The sequence below is a fragment of the Streptomyces sp. NPDC090088 genome, assembly GCF_044747345.1.
In the GTDB taxonomy this organism is placed as follows: Bacteria; Actinomycetota; Actinomycetes; order Streptomycetales; family Streptomycetaceae; genus Streptomyces.
In genome coordinates this window covers 143,187-161,545 of record NZ_JBIVDZ010000004.1, presented here as the reverse complement: position 1 = coordinate 161,545, position 18,359 = coordinate 143,187, and the positions used below count along the sequence as shown (strand labels likewise).

14 protein-coding genes and 1 riboswitch are annotated in these 18,359 nt (G+C 73.7%); of the genes, 7 read left to right on the top strand and 7 right to left on the bottom strand.

Annotated features, from left to right (window positions below; genetic code table 11):
* Nucleotides 1-13: 13 nt before the first annotated feature.
* Both ACIPSJ_RS20880 and ACIPSJ_RS20875 read right to left on the bottom strand, forming a co-directional pair.
* Entirely contained in the window at nucleotides 14-1,180 is a 1,167-nt protein-coding gene (locus ACIPSJ_RS20880; protein ID WP_401347624.1) for a hypothetical protein, read from the bottom strand.
* Nucleotides 1,181-2,023: 843 nt separating this feature from the next.
* Nucleotides 2,024-3,388, bottom strand: coding sequence for an FAD-dependent oxidoreductase (locus tag ACIPSJ_RS20875; RefSeq protein ID WP_401347622.1), 1,365 nt, complete (start codon nucleotides 3,386-3,388; stop codon nucleotides 2,024-2,026).
* Nucleotides 3,389-3,653: 265 nt separating this feature from the next.
* Here ACIPSJ_RS20875 and ACIPSJ_RS20870 point away from each other — a divergent pair, with 265 nt between their 5' ends.
* Nucleotides 3,654-4,712: an NAD-dependent epimerase/dehydratase family protein gene (locus tag ACIPSJ_RS20870; RefSeq protein WP_359216338.1), complete on the top strand. Its 1,059-nt coding sequence runs from the start codon at nucleotides 3,654-3,656 to the stop codon at nucleotides 4,710-4,712.
* Between the two features lie 17 nt (nucleotides 4,713-4,729).
* Here the strand turns inward: ACIPSJ_RS20870 and ACIPSJ_RS20865 are convergent, their stop codons facing one another.
* On the bottom strand, nucleotides 4,730-7,099 hold the full coding sequence (locus ACIPSJ_RS20865) for an NlpC/P60 family protein (RefSeq protein ID WP_401347619.1): 2,370 nt from the start codon (nucleotides 7,097-7,099) through the stop codon (nucleotides 4,730-4,732).
* Nucleotides 7,100-7,107: 8 nt separating this feature from the next.
* Nucleotides 7,108-7,281: riboswitch (cyclic di-AMP (ydaO/yuaA leader) on the bottom strand.
* A gap of 167 nt (nucleotides 7,282-7,448) precedes the next feature.
* Nucleotides 7,449-8,678, bottom strand: a complete 1,230-nt coding sequence (locus ACIPSJ_RS20860; protein ID WP_401347616.1) for a PP2C family protein-serine/threonine phosphatase — start codon at nucleotides 8,676-8,678, stop codon at nucleotides 7,449-7,451.
* Between the two features lie 311 nt (nucleotides 8,679-8,989).
* Here ACIPSJ_RS20860 and ACIPSJ_RS20855 point away from each other — a divergent pair, with 311 nt between their 5' ends.
* Nucleotides 8,990-10,948, top strand: a complete 1,959-nt coding sequence (locus ACIPSJ_RS20855) for a DUF1996 domain-containing protein (protein ID WP_359216581.1) — start codon at nucleotides 8,990-8,992, stop codon at nucleotides 10,946-10,948.
* A gap of 4 nt (nucleotides 10,949-10,952) precedes the next feature.
* Here ACIPSJ_RS20855 and ACIPSJ_RS20850 read toward each other — a convergent pair whose 3' ends face one another.
* Nucleotides 10,953-11,594 (bottom strand): lipoprotein, encoded by a 642-nt coding sequence (locus ACIPSJ_RS20850; RefSeq protein ID WP_401347613.1) that lies wholly within the window; start codon nucleotides 11,592-11,594, stop codon nucleotides 10,953-10,955.
* Nucleotides 11,595-11,716: 122 nt separating this feature from the next.
* On the opposite strand from ACIPSJ_RS20850, the gene ACIPSJ_RS20845 reads away from it, so the two are divergent.
* From ACIPSJ_RS20845 to ACIPSJ_RS20835, 3 genes are all read left to right on the top strand, one after another.
* Nucleotides 11,717-12,178: an NAD(P)H-dependent oxidoreductase gene (locus ACIPSJ_RS20845; RefSeq protein ID WP_355718359.1), complete on the top strand. Its 462-nt coding sequence runs from the start codon at nucleotides 11,717-11,719 to the stop codon at nucleotides 12,176-12,178.
* Between the two features lie 116 nt (nucleotides 12,179-12,294).
* Nucleotides 12,295-14,448 carry a hypothetical protein gene (locus ACIPSJ_RS20840; protein WP_401347610.1) on the top strand — a complete coding sequence of 718 codons (2,154 nt, stop codon included), beginning with the start codon at nucleotides 12,295-12,297 and terminating at the stop codon, nucleotides 14,446-14,448.
* A gap of 27 nt (nucleotides 14,449-14,475) precedes the next feature.
* The gene (locus ACIPSJ_RS20835) at nucleotides 14,476-14,727 is read left to right on the top strand and encodes a hypothetical protein (protein WP_359216326.1); all 252 of its coding nucleotides are present in this window, start codon (nucleotides 14,476-14,478) and stop codon (nucleotides 14,725-14,727) included.
* Nucleotides 14,728-15,176: 449 nt separating this feature from the next.
* Here ACIPSJ_RS20835 and ACIPSJ_RS20830 read toward each other — a convergent pair whose 3' ends face one another.
* The gene (locus ACIPSJ_RS20830) at nucleotides 15,177-15,908 is read right to left on the bottom strand and encodes a DUF6454 family protein (protein WP_401347608.1); all 732 of its coding nucleotides are present in this window, start codon (nucleotides 15,906-15,908) and stop codon (nucleotides 15,177-15,179) included.
* Nucleotides 15,909-16,143: 235 nt separating this feature from the next.
* Entirely contained in the window at nucleotides 16,144-16,815 is a 672-nt protein-coding gene (locus tag ACIPSJ_RS20825) for an ATP-binding protein (protein ID WP_359216320.1), read from the bottom strand.
* Between the two features lie 331 nt (nucleotides 16,816-17,146).
* Between ACIPSJ_RS20825 and ACIPSJ_RS20820 the strand changes: the two genes are divergently transcribed.
* A complete protein-coding gene (locus tag ACIPSJ_RS20820; protein WP_359216317.1) occupies nucleotides 17,147-18,022 on the top strand; it encodes a helix-turn-helix transcriptional regulator in 876 nt (291 codons plus the stop codon).
* A 1-nt stretch (nucleotide 18,023) separates the two neighbouring features.
* Nucleotides 18,024-18,260, top strand: coding sequence for a DUF397 domain-containing protein (locus ACIPSJ_RS20815; RefSeq protein WP_174856016.1), 237 nt, complete (start codon nucleotides 18,024-18,026; stop codon nucleotides 18,258-18,260).
* Nucleotides 18,261-18,359 lie beyond the last annotated feature (99 nt).

Genomic DNA, 18,359 nt, shown 5'->3' with positions numbered 1-18,359 from the left:
GGCCCGGGGTCTCTCACTGGTCCGTCTTCCCGGATTCGTCCCCGGGCATGGGCGCGGACGGCTCGTTCCTCGCCTTCGGGACCCGCAGGCCCTTGAAGGCGCGGGTCAACTGCTGGAGGGGCGAGGCGGGTTCGGCCGGCGACGCGGGCGGCAGGGCCGCCAGGGGAGCGGGGGTGTCCCGGAGCGCCGCGAGCGCCTCGTGGGCCCGCTCGGCGGACTCCCGGTACAGGTCCCGGGACCTGGTCATGGCCTCCAGCGCCTCGGAGTACTGCGCGACGAGCTTGCGCTCGCGCGCCAGCTCCTCCTCCAGGGTCATCAGGGTCCAGTTGTCCCGCAGATCGGCCAGCGCCTCCTCGGCCCCCTCCGGGGCCGGTCTCGGCAGCGCGCCGAACCGGCTCACGGCGGCGATCAGCTCGGTCGGCTCCGAACCGTCCAGGAAGACGCTGCGCACCGCGTACTCCCCCGCCGCGTAACCGGCCGGCGCCGGGTCCGGGGGCAGCAGGACGGCGCCGCCGCGCGGGACCTCGACGCCGAGGTCGCGCAGCGCCCAGTTCACGGCACGGAACTGCTGGGGCGAGGCCCGGTGCTCGACCACGCGGTGGGCGAGGCCGGGCGGCAGCCGCCGCACCAGCGGCCGACGGCCGAGCGCGTCGGGCGTCATCGCCTCGTGCACGACGAGGTTGACGCACCAGGCGTCCTTCGCGGCATCGCGCAGGACCCGGCGCATCTCCTTGTCGTCGGAGGGCAGCGGGTTGACGGTGCGCAGCCGCACGCCCGCGACGGCGGGGAGGTAGTCCCAGGCGGCCTCACCGCCGTCCCCGGCCTCGTCGCCGTCGGGCCAGAACATCGTCGCCGGGGAGGGCCAGGCGTCGTCCCACGGCCGGTCGGCCTCGGCGATCAGCTGCCACTCCCGCCCGGCCTGCCGGCCTTCCTGCGATACGAGGGTCAGCCGGGCGCGTACGGTCACCGCGCCGTCGTCGACGCGCCAGCGGGCCTCGAAGACCCGCCGGGCGGGATCCTCGGGCACGGCGGGTTCGACGAAGTCGTCAAGGGCGCCGGTCTCCTTGCGGCGGCGCAGGATCCGGCGGATCACCTCCTCGGAGTCCGGGCCCGTGTGGCGGCCACGGGCGGGCCAGACGGTCTGCGGAAGGACGGCACGGTCGGCGGCGGAGTTCGACATAGGCCAATCTGCTGGTGGAAGCGGGGGTGCGTCCTCCAGTATCACCGCCCGGGAGCGTGCCCCACAGAGCGGGGCCGCCCGCACACGGGAAGCGCGCCCCGCGCCCGGGGTGCGAACCGTGCGCGCCATACGACACCGGTTCACCCGTGCCCCCGCTCCGGCGCACCGCACACAATGATGCGGCGACCGGAGCCCGCCCACCCATCCGCTCAGGGACGGGCCCCGGTCGCCGCTGCTCCGGCGAGGACACGGAGGAGGGCGGCAAAGGCTTCGACGGCTTCGACAGGCACGAAGGTGTCGAAGGGGTGTTTCTCTCGATACCGCCGGGACGCACCGCCCGCTCGGCTGTCCGCCGGGACGCACCGCCCGCTCGGCTGTCCGCCGAGACGCACCGCCTGCCCGGCTGTCCGCCGGGGCGCACCGCCTGCCCGGCTGCCCGTCGGCACGCCCGGACTGGCGCGGCTGCCTGTGGGCTCACCTGGACTGGCGCGGCTGCCTGTGGGCTCACCTGGACCGGCTCGGTTGCCTGTCGGCTCGCCCGGACCGGCTCGGCTCCTGCCGTGCAACCGGCGGCTCGGCTCCGGCGGGCCTCGGCGCACCCGGTGCGCCTGGCGGCGTGTCGACGCCGGCATCGCTGCGCTCCGGCGCACCCGGCCGGGTGCCGGTGCCAGTCTCGCTGGGTCGGCTGATCCTCGCGGTGTGGGCCGCCTCGCCCGGACGGCCGTGCCGGCCCTGTCGGTGATGGCGCCGGCGGTGGTGGGCGGGTGGGAGTCGGCCGTGCGGTGGTGGACGTGGGAGGGGGCCGACGGTGGTCCGTCGGCCCCCTCCCGGTGTCTCAGCGGGTCACGCGCCGCTCTCGCGCAGCATGTCCTCGCGCTCGACGAGCTTCACGCGCTCACGGCCCTGCGGCTCGCCCAGCGCCTTCTCGGCGGCGTCCAGCTTGTACCAGCCCTCCCAGGTGGTGAAGCGGACGTTCCGCTCGGTGAGGAAGGCGTCCACGGCTTCCGGCGCGGGCGCCTCCGGGGTCTGCAGACGGCCGTCTGCGTAGTCGGCCAGCAGGTTGGACACCGTCTCGTTGGCGTCGCCCTTGGTGTGCCCGATCAGACCGACCGGGCCGCGGCGGATCCAGCCGGTGACGTACGTCGACCGGAGGTGGTTGCCGGACTCCTCGATGACCCGGCCGCCCTCGTCCGGGACCGTGCCCGACTCGATGTCCCAGGGCAGCTTGGGCAGCTTGTCGGAGAGGTAGCCGACCGCGCGGTAGACCGCGGTGACGTCCCAGTCCTTGAACTCGCCGGTGCCCTTCACGTTGCCGGTGCCGTCCAGGGCGGTGCGCTCGGTGCGCAGGCCGGTGACCCGGCCGTCCTCGCCGAGGATCTCGGTGGGCGACTCGAAGAAGTGCAGGAAGAGCTTGTGCGGGCGGTCGCCGACATCGCGGATCGCCCAGTTCTCCAGGGTCTTGGCGACCATGTCGGCCTGCTTGTTGCCGCGCCGGGTCTCGATCGAGCCCTTGTCGTAGTCGATGTCCTCGGGGTCGACGATGACCTCGATGTTGGGGGAGTGGTCCAGCTCCCGCAGCTCCATCGGGGAGAACTTCGCCTGCGCCGGGCCACGGCGGCCGAAGACGTGCACTTCGAGGGCCTTGTTGGCCTTCAGGCCTTCGTGGACGTTCGGCGGGATCTCCGTCGGCAGCAGCTCGTCGGCGGTCTTGGCGAGGACGCGGGCCACGTCCAGGGCCACGTTGCCGACGCCGAGGACCGCGACCTTCTCGGCCTCCAACGGCCAGGTGCGCGGCACGTCCGGGTGGCCGTCGTACCAGGAGACGAAGTCGGCGGCGCCGTAGGAGCCGTCGAGCTCGATGCCGGGTATGCGGAGCTCGCGGTCGGCGGTCGCGCCGGTCGAGAAGATCACCGCGTCGTAGAACGAGCGCAGGTCGTCGAGGCTGATGTCGGCCGGGTAGTCCACGTTGCCGAAGAGGCGGATCTGCGGCTTGTCGAGCACCTGGTGCAGGGCCGTGATGATGCCCTTGATGCGCGGGTGGTCGGGGGCGACGCCGTACCGGATCAGGCCGAACGGGGCGGGCATCCGCTCGAAGAGGTCGATGGACACGCCGGGCTCGGCGGCCACCTCGGACTTGAGCAGGGCGTCGGCGGCGTAGATCCCGGCCGGGCCGGCACCGACGATGGCTACCCGCAGGGGGCGCGGCATGATCAGGTTCCCTTCGAGTGGTGACAATCGACCGAGTGAAGACAATCGATCTCGAACGGGAAGCCTAAACTAAGGCAGTCCTAAGTTAGTACGCGGGTCCGGTCTATGACCTCATAAGCCGATCTTATGCCCCCTCCCGGGCCCGGCTTATGTCCCGAGGACGTTACCGGTGCCCTCCAGGTGCTTGGCGGCCGCCCCGGGCATGCACCACCCTGTCCTCTGCGGATCACCGAGGCGCGGTGGCCGGAGGGCGAGGGGTGAGGGCGTGGACGCACGCGGGGAGACGGCCGTCGCGGTGACCGGCGGCAGCGGGTTCGTCGGCAGCCATCTGGTACGGCGGCTGCTGGAGCGGGGGTACCGGGTCCACGCCACCGTCCGCAGCGCCTCCGACGCGCCCAAGGTGCGGCCCCTGTGGGAGCTCCAGGAGGCCTTCCCCGGTCGGCTCGCCCTGTTCGAGGCCGACCTGCTGACGGAGGGCTCCTTCGACGAGGCGTTCCGCGGCTGCGCGGCCGTCTTCCACGTGGCCTCGCCGTTCCTGATGCCGGAGCGGATCAAGGACGGCCAACGGGACCTGGTGGACCCGGCGTTGCTCGGCACCCGCAATGTGCTCGGCGCCGTGGAGCGGACCCCGGAGGTGGAGACCCTGGTCTTCACCTCCACCGTGGGCGCGATCTTCGGCGACTACGCGGACGTTCGCGAGATGGCCGGTCAGCTGCTCACCGAGAAGTACTTCAACACCAGCAGCACGGTGGCGAACAACCCGTACCACTACGCCAAGACGGTCGCCGAACGCGCCGCCTGGGACGCCGAGGCCGCCCAGGACCGCTGGCGCATGGTCTCGATCAACCCCGGCCTGATACTGGGCCCTTCCCTCACGCCCGCCTCCGAGTCCGGCAGCCTGTTCCTGCTGGACGAGCTGTTCAAGGGCTACTTCTGCTACGGCGCCCCGGACTTCAGCTTCACCACCGCGGACGTCCGCGACGTGGCCGACGCGCACATCGCGGCGGCGGAGAACCCGGCGGCCGGGGGCCGCTACATCGTGGCCAACGAGACGATGACCTCGTTCCACGAGATGTCCCGGATCATCCGCACCCGCCACCGGTGGGACCCGCGCCTGCCCCGCACCGCGCTCCCGCACGGTCCGGTACGGGTCCTCGGCCCGCTCTTCGGCCTCACCCAGGACTACATCGCCAAGCACCTCGGCATCCGCTTCCGCGTCGACAACGGCCGGAGCGTGCGCGAACTGGGCCTGGTCTACCGGCCGGTCGAGGAGACCCTCCTGGACCACCACGAGAGCTGGCGCTCGCGGCGCCGGAGGGTCTGACCTCGGCGGGCAGGGGGTCAGGCCGGGCGGACCACCCGGTGGATCGCCGACTCCCCGGCGTTGTAGATCGACTCCTCGCGGATCGACGCGCCCGGGCTCGGCGCGTGGATCATCATGCCGCCACCCGCGTAGATCCCGACGTGGCTGTCGTTGTCGAAGAAGAAGACCAGGTCGCCCGGTTCCACGGCGGCCAGTGTCATCGGGGTGCCGGCGAACGCCTGGTCCGCCGCGCTGCGCGGCAGCGTCACCCCGGCGGCGCGCCAGGCCGCCTGGGTCAGGCTGGAGCAGTCGTACGACTCCGGGCCGGTCGCCCCCCAGACGCACGGCCGCCCGATCTGCGCCTGCGCGAACGCCAGCGCCTTCATGGCCTTGCCCGGCTCGGCCGGGGCGACGGCCTGCTGGGGGAAGCCGACGGCGGCGGCGAAGGCGCCGGTGGCGGCAGGGGGTGCGGTCGGCAGCGGGGTGGTGGGGAGCGGAGCCGTGGCGACCGGGGCGGCGGTGGCCATCGGCACGACGGGCGCGGTCGGTGCCGTGGCGTACGCCATCGTCGCCCACGGCGGGTCCGGCACCGCCGTGGGCATCGGCGCGGCGGGCGCGACCGGCGCCGGGGCGGCGGCGTAGGCGGCGGCCGGGGGCTGCATACCGACGGCGTAGCCGCCCAGGTCGGCGCCGGGCGCCGCGAAGTAGGCCCCGGTGCCGAGGTCGGCCTGCGGCATGGCGGCCATGGCGGCGGCGGGGGCAGCCGCGGCGTACGCGGCGGCCGGGTAGCCGGGGTCGGCGGCGACCGCGTAGCCGAGGTCGGCCGCGGCCGGGGGCGCGCTCGCGTAGGCGGCGGTCGCGTTGGGCGCCATGGCCTGGAAGGCCCCGGCGTCCATCGGGGCCGACATGGGCGCGGCGGGTGCCGCAGCGGCATACGCGGCGGCCGGCTCCGACGGGCCCGCGCCCGGGTAGGCACCCGCGTCGGGCGACGTCGGCATCGGGAACGAGCCCGTGGCGCCCGGGGTCATGATGCGGAAGGAACCGGTGTCCCCCGGCGCCGGGGTCGGGACGCCGCCCATGTCCATGGACCCGGCGGCAGGGAAGGCACCCGTACCGCCCGGGGCCATGACCCGGGAGCCGCTGGTGTCCATCTGGGGCATGGCCTGGGGCGCGACCGCGCTGCCCGGGCTCATGACGCGCGAGGCGCCCATGTCCATCTGAGGCATGGCCTGCGTCGCGGGGGCGCTGCCCGGGCTCATCACCCGGGAGGCGCCGAGGTCCATCGGGGGCATCGGCTGCGGCGCGCCGGCGCTGCCCGGGCTCATGACGCGGGAGGCGCCCGTGTCCACCGTGGGCATGACCTGAGTCGCGGCCGCGCCGCCTGGGCTCATGACGCGCGAGGCGCCCATGTCCACCGGAGGCATGACCTGGGTAGCGGGGGCGCTGCCCGGGCTCATGACGCGGGAGGCGGCGGCGTCCATCGGGGGCATCGGCTGGGGCGTGCCCGCACCGCCGGGGGCCATGACGCGGGACGCGCCGGCGCCTGCCGGGTTCCTGCGCTGGGGGGTGCCGGTGCCGGGGGACATGATGCGGAAGGTGCCGGTGTCCGAGGGGGACACGACGGGGATGGTGCCGGTGTCCGACGGGGTCGACGCCGGGAGCCTGCCCGGGCCGGCGGGCGCGCCGGACCCGAAGGAGCCGCTGTCGGTGCGCTGGGCCGGGATGCCCATGGCGGGGGCCGCCCACTGCTGCTGCGCCGGGGCCTGGGCCTCGGTGACGCCCCACGAGATCTGCGTCTGCGCGGCGGGGGCCGCCTCGAGCGCCGCCACCGCACGCTGTCCGGTGCGCTGGGACAGCAGCTCGCGGGCCTTGGCGATCTTGAGCTGGTTCTTGGTCTTGGAGGTGCCCGGCGCGGCCCGCTGCGGCGCGGCGGCGGACAGGGCCTTGGGCGGGCTCGACGGCCCGGCGGGCAGTGCGGCGGCGGGCCCGGCCGTCAGCTCCAGCTTCGGGCGCGCCGGCAGTTCGCGGACGACCTCGATCTCGGTCTGCCCCGAGGGTCCCGCGGTCAGCTCCAGCCGGGACGGACCGGAGCCCTCCAGCTGGCCGAGCAGGTCGGCGGCCATGGAGCTGACGGGCCGGCGCGGGCCGGGCCGGTCGGGCATGCGGTCGGAGGGCAGCGCGGCGGGGACGCTCGGCCCCAGCCTCGAACGCGCGCCGTCGAACCACTCCCGCGCGATGTTGTCCAGCCCCGGATCGTCACGGCGGGGCCGCTTGAACAGCGGGACACCGCGTGAGCGCGAGCCTCCGCTCATCGCACGGGTGGCGTTGTAGTTCCCGGTGGCGTTCTCGGCCTGGTCGTAGAGGTTGTTGATCCGCTGTCGAACCTCGTCACGGCTCTCGGACGCCATGGGGGTCGTGCTCCTTCCGTACTCCGCCTACCGGGTTAGCTGTCGGGTTCGGGCGTCGAATCCGGAAGGTATGCCCTACGGCCCTTGCCCCTGTGGGCAGTTGGCCGATTCACCCCAGTGATCGGTTGGGTCCCCGGCTCCGGATCGCCCCACGAGGGCGCCGGACTCGGCGGAGGCCGCGCGGCCCGACGGGATTCGCCGGGGGGAGCCGAGCGGCTTACCCGTCAACTTAGCCAACTTGTGTCACTCGTGTGAAGGTTGACGTGCGTAATGTCCGATACGTATTTGTGATGTTCGTCGTACTGTTCGGTATGGGGCTGCGCGGGACGGCATTTCGCGCATCCGCCGATCACAGTCGTACGACGACCAGGGCGGTGTCGTCGGTCGCGCCCTCCGGTGGCAGCAGCTCCCGCAGGACGGCGTCGGCGAGATCCTCGGGGTCCAACTCGCGGTGCGCGGCGAGGGATCGGGTGAGCCGGGCGAGCCCGGTGTCGATGTCCTCGTGGCGGCGCTCGACGAGTCCGTCGGTATAGAGGACAAGGGTGGCGCCGTCCTCGAACGCGGTGACGGCCTGCGGGCGCGGCAGCGGATCGGGGCGGGCGTCGAGCGGGGGATCGGTGGCCCGGTCGAGGAGTTCCACCCGTCCGCCGGGGTGCAGCAGGGCGGGCGGCGGGTGCCCGGCGCTGCTGTAGGTGACCGTGTGGCGGGCGAAGTCGACGAACGCCGTCACGGCGGTGGCCGACTCGGCGCCGTCGATCACGTGCGCGTACCGCCCCAGTACGCCGAGCGCCTGCGCCGGGCCCTCGGCCACCCGGGAGACCGCGCTGAGCGCACTGCGCAACTGCCCCATGACACAGGCCGCTTCGAGCCCGTGCCCGACCACGTCGCCGACCGAGACGCCGATGCAGTCGCCGCTGACCAGGTCGACCAGGTCGTACCAGTCGCCGCACACGTGCAGCGACCCGGTGGCCGGCCGGTAGCGCACGGCCGCCCGGTGGTGCTCCAGCTGCCGGGGAGCGGGCAGCATCGCCTCCTGGAGGGCGACCGCCACCTCGCGCTCCCGGGCGTGCGCCTGCCGCAGCTGCTCGTTGATCTCCTGCAGTTCGCCCGCGCGCCGGTACAGCTCGGCCTCCAGGACCTGGGTCCGGCCGTCGCCGACGGTCCGGCGCGCCCGGATCAGCTCGGTGACCTCCTCGACCCGGTGCACCAGCAGCACGACCTTCCCGTCCGGGCCGAGGACCGGCACGTTCACCGGGCTCCAGTAGCGCTGCTCCCAGTGCCCGGGCCGGTCGGGGAGCTCCACGTCGTACCGCTGCAGGGCCATGGTGTCCCGCTCGCCGGTGGCCAGCACCCGCAGCAGTGAGGTCTCCAGGTTGCGCATACCGGTCGCGGTGCTGTCGTTCGGGTTGTCCGGGAACACGTCGAAGAGATACCGGCCGATCATGTCCTCGCGCTTGCGCCCGGCCATGCGCAGGAACTCCTCGTTGGCGTCCGCGTACACCAACTCGGGGGTCAACAGGGCCACCATCCCGGGCAGTGTCTGGAACACCGCCGCGTAGTCGATCTCCGCCTCGCTCATGACAGGGTCACCTCCCCGCCGTTTTCGCACCAGTTTCCCATGAAATATAAAAATCGCGCGGCGCGATCCGGGTCCCCGATGAGTTCGCTCCGTAGTTGGATGGTCACTCCTCGATGATGCTACCTGTGAGGTCACCGTGAATTTCTGGGACCGTTGAACACGGCGGTGCCGCGGTCCGTATGAAGCCGGGGATTTCCATGCCCGGCCGCCCACGACCACCCAGGGGTACGACCGTGAGTACGACCTTGAGACGCAACAGGCGCAGACGACCGACCGGTGCACGACGCGCGACCTTCGCAGCGGTCGCGCTGATGCTCGGCGGGGGAGGACTGGTCGCGGTGAACGTCTACGCGTCGGCCACCGAGGGCGGCTCGGACCAGCAGCCCTGGCAGGGCCAGGTGCTCTCCGCGCCCACGGTCTACTGCCCCGACGTCGGCGCCGAGTTGACGGCGGTGCCCGACGGGGCCCGGTCCGACGTCGACCGTGAACTCGCCGAGCTGGACCAGCAGATCGCGGCCGCCTACCAGCAACTCAAGGAATCCGCCGCGGCGATCGAGCAGAACCCCGGCCTCGCCGACCAGACGATCATGAATCCGCTGAAGGAGAAGCGGTCCGAGACGCTCGGCCGGATCGCCGACGCCATCGACCGGGAGGGCGACCGCCCCCAGGGCCTCGACGACCTCGCCGCCTGCACCCTGCGCTCCTCGAACCAGGGCGGCGAGCAGTCGGCGGCACCGCAGGAGAGCGCCACGCCCAGTCAGGGCAGCAGCACCGGTACCGGCACGGGCACCGGCGGACAGGCGGGCCAGGGCGGTCAGGGCGGCAACGGTCCGGTCGCCGCCGACTACGCCGACATCACCACCGTCCAGCCCAATGTGCGGACCCCGGCCGAGCAGTCCGGCGGCTCCACCGGCACCTTCGCCTCCAGCTGCGGCGTCAACGCGAACGGCCTGTTCAACTCGGACAACGTGATCGTCGCGCCCGGTGTCTCCAACGGCGCCCACCACTTCCACGACTACATCGGCAACCAGTCCAACAACGCCTTCGCCAGCGACCAGGACCTCGCCGACGCCGACACCAGCTGTGTCGACCAGGGCGACAAGTCCACGTACTACTGGCCGGTCCTGCGGCTGCAGAACGGCAAGCAGGAGCGGGACGCCGACAAGCCGGGCGGTGGCACCGAGGGCAACGCCGGACAGATCGTCACGGCGAAGGAGGTCACGCTCACCTTCGAGGGCAACCCCACCTCCAAGGTCACCGAGATGCCCCGCCTGCTGCGCATCATCACCGGCGACGCCAAGGCCTTCGTCAACGGCCCCACCAACGCCAACGCCTCCTGGAGCTGCACCGGCTTCGAGGACCGCCAGCTCAAGGACAAGTACCCGCTCTGCCCCTCGGGCAGCGACGTGGTGCGCACGTTCAGGTTCCAGAGCTGCTGGGACGGCCGGAACATCGACAGCGCCAACCACCGCACCCATGTGGCGTTCGAGGCCGCGGACGGCAGCTGCCCGGCCGGGTTCGAGGCGATCCCGCAGCTGGTGCAGCGCATCGTCTACGACGTCGACGCGCCGAGCCTCCAGGACGGCGGCCGCACGGTCCCGCTGTTCGCGGTGGACTCGTTCCCCGAACAGCTGCACAAGCCGGTCACCGACCACGGCGACTTCATCAACGTCTTCGACGAGAAGCTGATGCGGGAGATGGTCGACTGCATCAACTCCGGCCGGACCTGCGGGGCGGGCGGAGACCAGCAGGAGCCGCCGTCGCAGAGCGCCGAGCCCACCCCGAGCGAGACGGCCGGGTCCGGCGACACCCCGCCGGCCGGGACGGCGACCCCGGTCACCCCGCCGAGCGAGCCGGAGAGCCCGGCCGGGAACCCGAGCGAGAGTGCCCGGCCGTCCGAGCCGCCGGCGGACACGCCCGCCACGCAGACCACGCCCGGCGACACCGGGCTGCCGAGGGTCTACGCGAGCGCGTCCCCCAAGAAGTCGTCCGGCACCGGATCGGGCACCTCGGGCGACGCCGGCGGCGGTGCCATCAGCCGGCCGACGCAGCGGCCCGACACCGAGACGCCGACCAGCGGCGCCGTCGCCGCCCCGGCGGGCCAGGAGACCTCCTCCACCGCACCCCAGACGGAACCCCAGACCCAGCCCCAGGCGGTCCAGGGCGGGCTCGCCGACACCGGCGCCCACCTCTGGCCGGCCGTCTTCGGCGGACTGCTGCTGGCCTCCGGGTTCGTACTGCTGTGGCGCACCAAGCGGGGCGGGGTCTGACCCCTCACCGGATGCGCAGCGTGTCCTGGGCGAGCTCGAACGCGGGGAGCATCTCGTCGTGCTCCGCGCTGTCGAGCCCGCCCAGGTGCAGCACCACGGGGCCCTGGGGTGTGACCACCGCCAGGGCCGACTCCTTCTTGCTCTCGCCGAGGAGCTTGCCGGTCTGGACGTAGTCGACCCGCACCCCGGCGAGTCCGCCCGCGGCAAAGGTCCGGTACCGCGCCCGGCCGGCGCCGTCCTCCGCGGCCACGAAGGCCCTGAGCACCGCGCGGGCGTCGCCGCCGCCCGGCTTCCCGGTCGACACCCGCAGGAAGCCGATGGCCCCGGCCGGCTTGGCGTCGATCTCGCAGACGAGGGTCACCGGACCCTGGCGCAGCAGGCTCCCCGCGAGGTCACCGTCCGGGCCGCCCGAAGCGACGGCACCCAGCCCGTCGACGGCCTCCGCCTTCCAGCCCACGGCGATGTCGAAGGTGACCGGCAGCGCACAGGCCGAACCGGCGGCGCCGACCGTCCCCGCGCTCTCGGCCGCCCCGCTCGACCCGTGCCCCGACACCGTGACATCCGCCGAACGCGCCGACACGTCACACCCCGTCAGCAGCCCCGCCAGCAGCGCGAGCCACGCCACCGGTCTCCGTACGGTCCCCATCCCGCGCCTCCCCCTTCGGCCTCACCGGCCGGTCACTGTAATCGAGGGCGCCCGCGACCACCGTACGAGCGCGGTCCGGCGCCGTTTGCCGTCGGCGGGCACCCCACGGCAGGGTGCCCGGTGTGCCTACCTTGCTGATCGTCCATCACACCCCGTCGCCGCACTGCCAGGCCATGTTCGAGGCCGTGGTCTCCGGGGCGACGACCCCGGAGATCGAGGGGGTCCGGGTGGTGCGGCGGGCGGCCCTGTCCGCCACCGCCTCCGACGTGCTCGCGGCCGACGGATACCTCCTCGGCACCCCCGCCAACCTCGGCTACCTCTCCGGCGCCCTCAAGCACTTCTTCGACCAGATCTACTACCCGTGCCTCGACGAGACGCGCGGCCGCCCCTTCGGCGCCTACGTCCACGGCGGCAACGACGTCACCGGCGCCCTGCGCGCCCTCGACTCCATCACCACCGGGCTCGGCTGGCGCCGGGCGGCCGAGCCGGTCACCGTGACCGGCGAGCCGGGGAAGCCCGGCATCGACGCGTGCTGGGAACTGGGGGCGACCGTCGCCGCGGGCCTCGCCGCCGACTCCGGCTGAGCGGTCCCGGGCCGCCGGCGCCCGGACCGGCCTCACCCGGACGGACGAAGGTGCGCGCGCCGGACGCAGGGCACACGATGGGACCAGGCCATGTCGTCGATCCGAGGGAGCGTCGGATGGCAGCGCGTCGCCGTGCCTCCGGGCCGCCCACGAAGGAGCTGCTGCGGGAATGCGCCCGTGAGGTGGTCGACGTCGCCGAGGGCATCCGCGGGGTCTCCGCGCGGACCAGCTCCGTGCTGTTCGCCCCGGCGCTGACGGGTTCCGCGCACCGCCGCCCCCGCACCGGCTACGCGGCCCGCTGGGCGCTGCTGCGGGCCCTCACCGACAAGCGGGGCCTCGGCGGCTCGGCGATCGTCGCACCGGACGGAGCGGGCCATCTGCTCGGCGCCGCCGGGGAGATGCTGGGCCGGGAGAGCCTGGCCGCCACGGTGGCCGTCACCTCGCTGCGGCTGAGGATCGCCGCCGTGCTCCTCGACCACCCCGAGTTCGAGCACGACCCGGGCATGCGCCGGCTCATCGGCGCCGTCGGCACCGGCAGCGACCGGGCGGCCGTCCGTGCGCTGCGGGCCCTGTTCAAGGACCGGGGCGCCCGCCGCGCCCTCTCCGGACTGACCCCGATCCTGGCCGAACTCCTCGCCGTCCGCAGTCTGTTGGACGAGGGACCGCCGGACGACGACACCGCCTGGGCGCTCGCCGCCGGCCGCGCGCGGGCCGCCGGTCCCCCGACGGGCATCGGCGCGTCGTACCTCCCGGCACCTGGCCAGGGCGGCGGCGGGGGCACGACGCACGCCGTCGAACTCTCCGCCCGGGAGCGCCAGGACATCGCCGCCGAGGGCTCCTTCCTCGACTTCCTGCGCAACATCGACCTGCTCTCCGCCGGCGGCCGTGTCCTCGTCCAGGAGGTGCGCGGCCCCGACGGTGTCCTCCGGTACGTCGTCCAGGCGCCCGGCACGACCCCCGGCCGCCCCCGTGACGACTCCGCGCAGGACGTCGCCGACGCCTGGCGCAACCTGTTCCTGACGGACTCGCCGTACACCCGTTCCCTGTTGCTGGCGATCCGGGAACACGGCATCCCGCGCGGCGCCGACCTCGCGCTGGTCGGGCACGGCGAGGGCGGGATCGCGCTGATGAACCTCGCGCAGGACGACGAGTTCTGCCGCGCGTACCGGGTCACCCACCTGGTCGTCGTCGGCGCGCCGGTCGACGGCAGGAGGCCCGCCGACCCGCGCACCTGGGTCGCCGGCATCACCGACCGGCACGACATCGTCCCGGTCCTCGACGGCCGCGACCCGGGCGCCGCCTTCGGCCCGCACCCCAACCGGTACGAGGTCGCCTACGCCGGTCCCGTCCGCGAGTTCCCGCGCTGCCATCTGCTCCGCGGCTACATCGACCACCTGGAGACGGTGATCCCGCACGCCACCCGGGACATCGACCGGGCCCTCACCCCCTACCGCGGCCCGGTCGAACGCACCCGCGCCTACCGGCTCGGGGACCGCGCCCGGCCGCCCGAGGGCCACCCCTTCCTGACCGTCCCCACCACCAGCCTCGCCACCTCCGCGGGCCCGGTGGACATGCCGGTCCGCTACTACGACTCCTCGGCGGCCCACCTGTGCTTCCCGCTCGACGCCGACGTGGCCCGCAGCCTGCTGCCCGACGTCGCCTGGATGGTCCCCACCCGGCTCGGCCGCCGCGCCCTCGCCGTGCTCTCCCTCTACGAACACCGCTGCACCACCATCGGCCCCTACACCGAACTCGGTCTGTCCGTCCTGGTCGACGACCTGTGGCGGCCGCACCCGTACGACGCCGCCGTGGACCTGCTGCGCCGGGCCGACCTGCGCCGCACCGGGCGGTACGTCGTCGCGCTCGCGGTCGGCACGGAGGAGGCGCGGACGGTGGCCGACGAGGTCTGGGCCCAGCCGGCCGAACTCGGGTCCGCCGAGATCGACCTGGAGGGGCGCCGACTCCGCGCCGAGGCCCCGGAACTGGGCCTCAGCGTCACGGGGGACGCGGGGCCCGGCGTGCGGTGTCCGGAGCCGGACTGGGTGCTGTACGGGCGGCGGGGCGACAGCACCGTCCGCACCCTCGTCCGTACCCACGGGAGGCCCCGCGTCCATGCCCGCCCCCGGGTCCGGCTGCGGCTCGACGGCGCCCGCGGGGCGCTGGCCCGCCACCTCCAGATCCTCGAACTCGACAGCGTGCGGCCCGGGTTCGTGCTGTCCGGCCCACGGTTCATGGCCCACCGAAGCGCGGGCGCGGTGCTGCCGCGCTGAGCCTCCCCCAAGTGCAGGTGAACCCCCATGGCGACCGAATCCCGTCCCGCCACCGCGGCACCCGAACTCCTCGCCCACGTCGACGGCCTGAGGGCCGACGCGGACCGCATGGAGGGCTACGCGGAGCGGCTCCGCGGCGCCGCCGCGACACTGGGCGGCCGCACCGAGGCACCGGAGTGGAGCGGGACCACCCTCGAACGCCAGGCCGCCGCCTGCACCGCCGCCGCAGCCCAACTACGCACCGCGGCAACCGCGTTGCTGGCCCACGCAACGGACTGACCGGGCCCCCGGCTGCCCGCCGCGGGCTTGCGCGCGCGGTGGACCCGTACGCGTGACGGGCTCGAACGGGGGGCTCTTACGGGTGCGCCCGGCCGTCGCGCCGCTCGCCAGGCCCGTGTCCTCGGGCGTCGGCACCGGGTCCCTGCTGGGCTGGCAGCCCGAGTTCGACCGGCTCGCGAAGGGCACCCCCGAACGGATCTCCCCACTGGCCCTGCCGCGCAGCGTGCCGCCTGCACCGTGCTCAGCCTGCGCCGCCAACTCGTCCCGCCCACCGCCGACCTCGACGTGCTCGACCCGGCGCTGACCTCGACGTCGTCACCGATGTGCCGCGCGCCCACCGGATGCGTGCCGCCGTCAGCGACTCCTTCGGGTTCGGCGGGCAGAAGGCCGTACTCGCCTTCACCACCGCCGACCAGCGGCGCTCCCGGTCCTCCCGCGGCCCGCGGGTGTCAGACCCCTGACGCGGCCTCCAGGACCAGCAGGCGTGCGCCGCCCGTCGCCGGGGAGCCGTCGGGCAGCGCGTACAGCCGCAGCCGGTCGGTGCCGGCGAGCTCGAAGTCCGTGGCCCTGACGGTGACCGAGAGGCCGGCGGGGGAGCGGACGGTGACGGCCGGGCAGCAGCGGAGGCCGAGATGGCGGCCCGGCGCGGGGGTCCGGCTGACGGGTTCGCCGTCCGTGGTCAGCACCAGGGCGCGCCGGCCGCCCCAGGTGAGGGCGTGCAGCAGACCGGTCTCGGGATCGCGGGCGATGCCGCCGAGGTGGTCGGGGTACCGGAACATCTCCTCGGCCTCGCCGGTCGCCGGGTCCAGGCGGTACACGATGGACCGCGAGTCGGGCCGGTCCTCGGCCACCGCGACCCAGACGAACTGACCGTCGTGGGCGAGCCCGCCGGCGTGGTAGACGGTGTCCTCGCCGAGCTCCCAGTGCCGCAGCAGGCGTCCCCGCGCGCTCATCTCGAAGAGGTGCCCGCGGCCGCGCCCCGGGGAGTACGACGGGCCGTGCGGGCCCGCGCGGGCCCCGGCCGGTTCCAGGATCTCCGTGCTGGTCAGGAAGAAGGTGCCGTCGGCCCGGCCGAGAACCTGAGGGCGGTGACAGACGAAGTCCAGCGGGGCGGTGTCCACTAGCACCCACGCACCGGCCCGGACCACGCGGGCGATGGCCTCGTCGACCGTCGGAGTCATGGGGCTGCCGCCTTCCGCCGCAGGCCGTTCCCTCCCCGATCATGCGGTGCGGTGCCGGGGCCCGCATCTCCTGCCGCGGCCGGTGGGTGCCGCCCCGCCCCGTGACCGGGCCCTCGGAAGGAGGGCGGGCCGGCCGGGGCGGGGCGGGGCCCGGGATCAGGCGGCCGGAGCGCTGTGGGGTTGCTCCGGGCCGGGCTTCGGGCGGGTGCGGGTCCAGGACGGGTCGGCGGCGAGGTCAGGGGTGGGGGGACGGTCCATGGGGCGGCGGGCCTCCTGGGGTGTGGGGGGTGGTGACAGGTGCGTCCGGTGCCGTCGACAGCTCGGCCCAGACGACGCGTGAGGAGGGTCCCTCCGGGGCGGCCGTGACGCCCCAGTCGAGGCTGAGGGCGTCGACCAGGAACAGCCCGCGCCCGTTCTGCTCGTCGGGTCTGGCCTGCCGGGGCGCCGGGAGCGTGAAGCCCCCGTTCTGGTCCTCGACCTCGATGCGTACCCGGTCGGCGGTGGCCTGCACCCGGCACACGATCCGCCGGCCGGCCGAGTGGACGATCGCGTTGGTGACCAGTTCGGAGGTGACCAGGACCGCGTTGTCGCAGGCTTCCTCGCCCACGCCCCAGGAGCCCAGCAGCTCGCCCACGCTCCGGCGGGCGTTGCCCACCGCCCGGGGCGTCGGGGCCAGGTCGAAGACCCGGCTGAGGGCGGGGGGCCGGTCCCCGGAGGCGAACCGGTCGAGGCCTTGCGGCCCAGGGAGTCGACCGAGGCGTTCGCCTCCGGGTGGTCTGGGGGTGCCCGTCACGTCCGACGGGTGGTGCGGGCCCTCCGCGGCGGCCATCAGGGCCGGCCGGGGCAGACCGGGTAGGTGGTCCTCGGGCAGTCGGTCGAGCGGCTGGGGGAGAGAGGGCGGGGCCATCGCCGTGCGCCTTTCGTCCGGCTTCGCAGCGTGGGGGGGCTGAGCGGTCGCATGCGCCCCGGTCCGCTCGAGGGCAGACGACGACCCGAGCCTGGACGGCGCCGGACCGCAGCTCAGTTTCCCCCAACTGGACTGCTTCGCCCGCTCCTTGGTCGACCGGAGCAGTAAGCCCACTCTGACATCTGCCAACATCGTCTCGCAACCGGCAAGTTGAAAATTGCAAGAAGCGAAGTGCATGCTGCTCCCCGACAGGAAGTGATCGAATGAGTCCGTCAGCCGATCGCGAGCGCGCGAGCCGGTGACCCTGAAACCTGGTGCGAGGGGGTAGGGCGTGACCTCGGAGACCGACTGGGGCGGTGCCCCTTCCGTCCTGCGCATGATCCTCGGCCGGCAACTGGAGGAGATGCGCACCCGGGCCGGCCTGACCTATGAGCAGGCCGGTGCGGCGATCGGCGTCAGCCACTCCACGATCCGCCGGATGGAAGCCGCCAAGGTGGCCCGGCTCCGCCTCGCGGACGCCGAGAAGCTGCTGCAGGTCTACGGGGTGACGGACCGCCAGGAGGTCGACACCTTCCTGCAGTCCGTCCGTGAGGCCAACAAGCGCGGCTGGTGGCACACCTACCGCGATGTGATGCCGGACTGGTTCGCCGCGTATCTGAGCCTGGAGCAGGCGGCGTTGCAGATCCGCGCCTACGAGAACCAGTTCGTGCACGGCCTGTTGCAGACCCGGGAGTACGCCGGGGCGCTGCTCGGCGCCGGCAACCCGCACGCGTCGAGCGAGGCCACCGACCGGATGGTGGCGCTGCGCATGCGCCGCCAGGAGCTGATCACCCGGCCGGCCCCGCCGCGGCTGTGGGTCGTGATGGACGAGACGGTGCTGCGCTGGCCGGTCGGCGGTGCCGAGGTCATGCGGGCCCAGATCGGCCATCTCATCGAGATCAACCGGCTCCCCAACGTCACCTTGCAGATCATGCCGTTCGCCAACGGCCCGCACCCCGCGATGCGCGCGGGTGCGTACCACCTCTTCCGGTTCAAGGCCCCGGAGCTGCCCGACATCGTCTATCTCAACGGCCTGGTGGGCGCCGTCTACCTGGACAAGAGCGACGACGTCGTGGTCTATCGCGAGGCCCTGGACCGGTTGGGCGCCCAGGCCGCGCCCGCCAGAAAGACCGAGGCCCTCCTCGGTGCGATTCGCAAGGAGCTCTGACGTGCACCACCCGATACACAACGGCATCCCGTCCCGGCAACTCGGCGCGCGCGGCTGGTCCAAGCCGTGGAGCGACGACGCCGGCGGTGCCTGCGTGGAAGTGAAGAAGCTCGCCGACGGCCGGGTCGCGGTACGCCAGTCGACCGACCCCGACGGACCGGCGCTGGTCTTCACACCCCGTGAGATGACGAGTTTCCTGTCCGGTGTGAAGGCGGGTGACGCCGACTTCCTGATGTGATCCGCTTTACCGGAACTTCCTTGCTATAGCTGATCGTTCAATCAACCCCCCACCTCCGACGCACCACCCGCAGCCCCCGAACACCCCCGCATCCCCCTC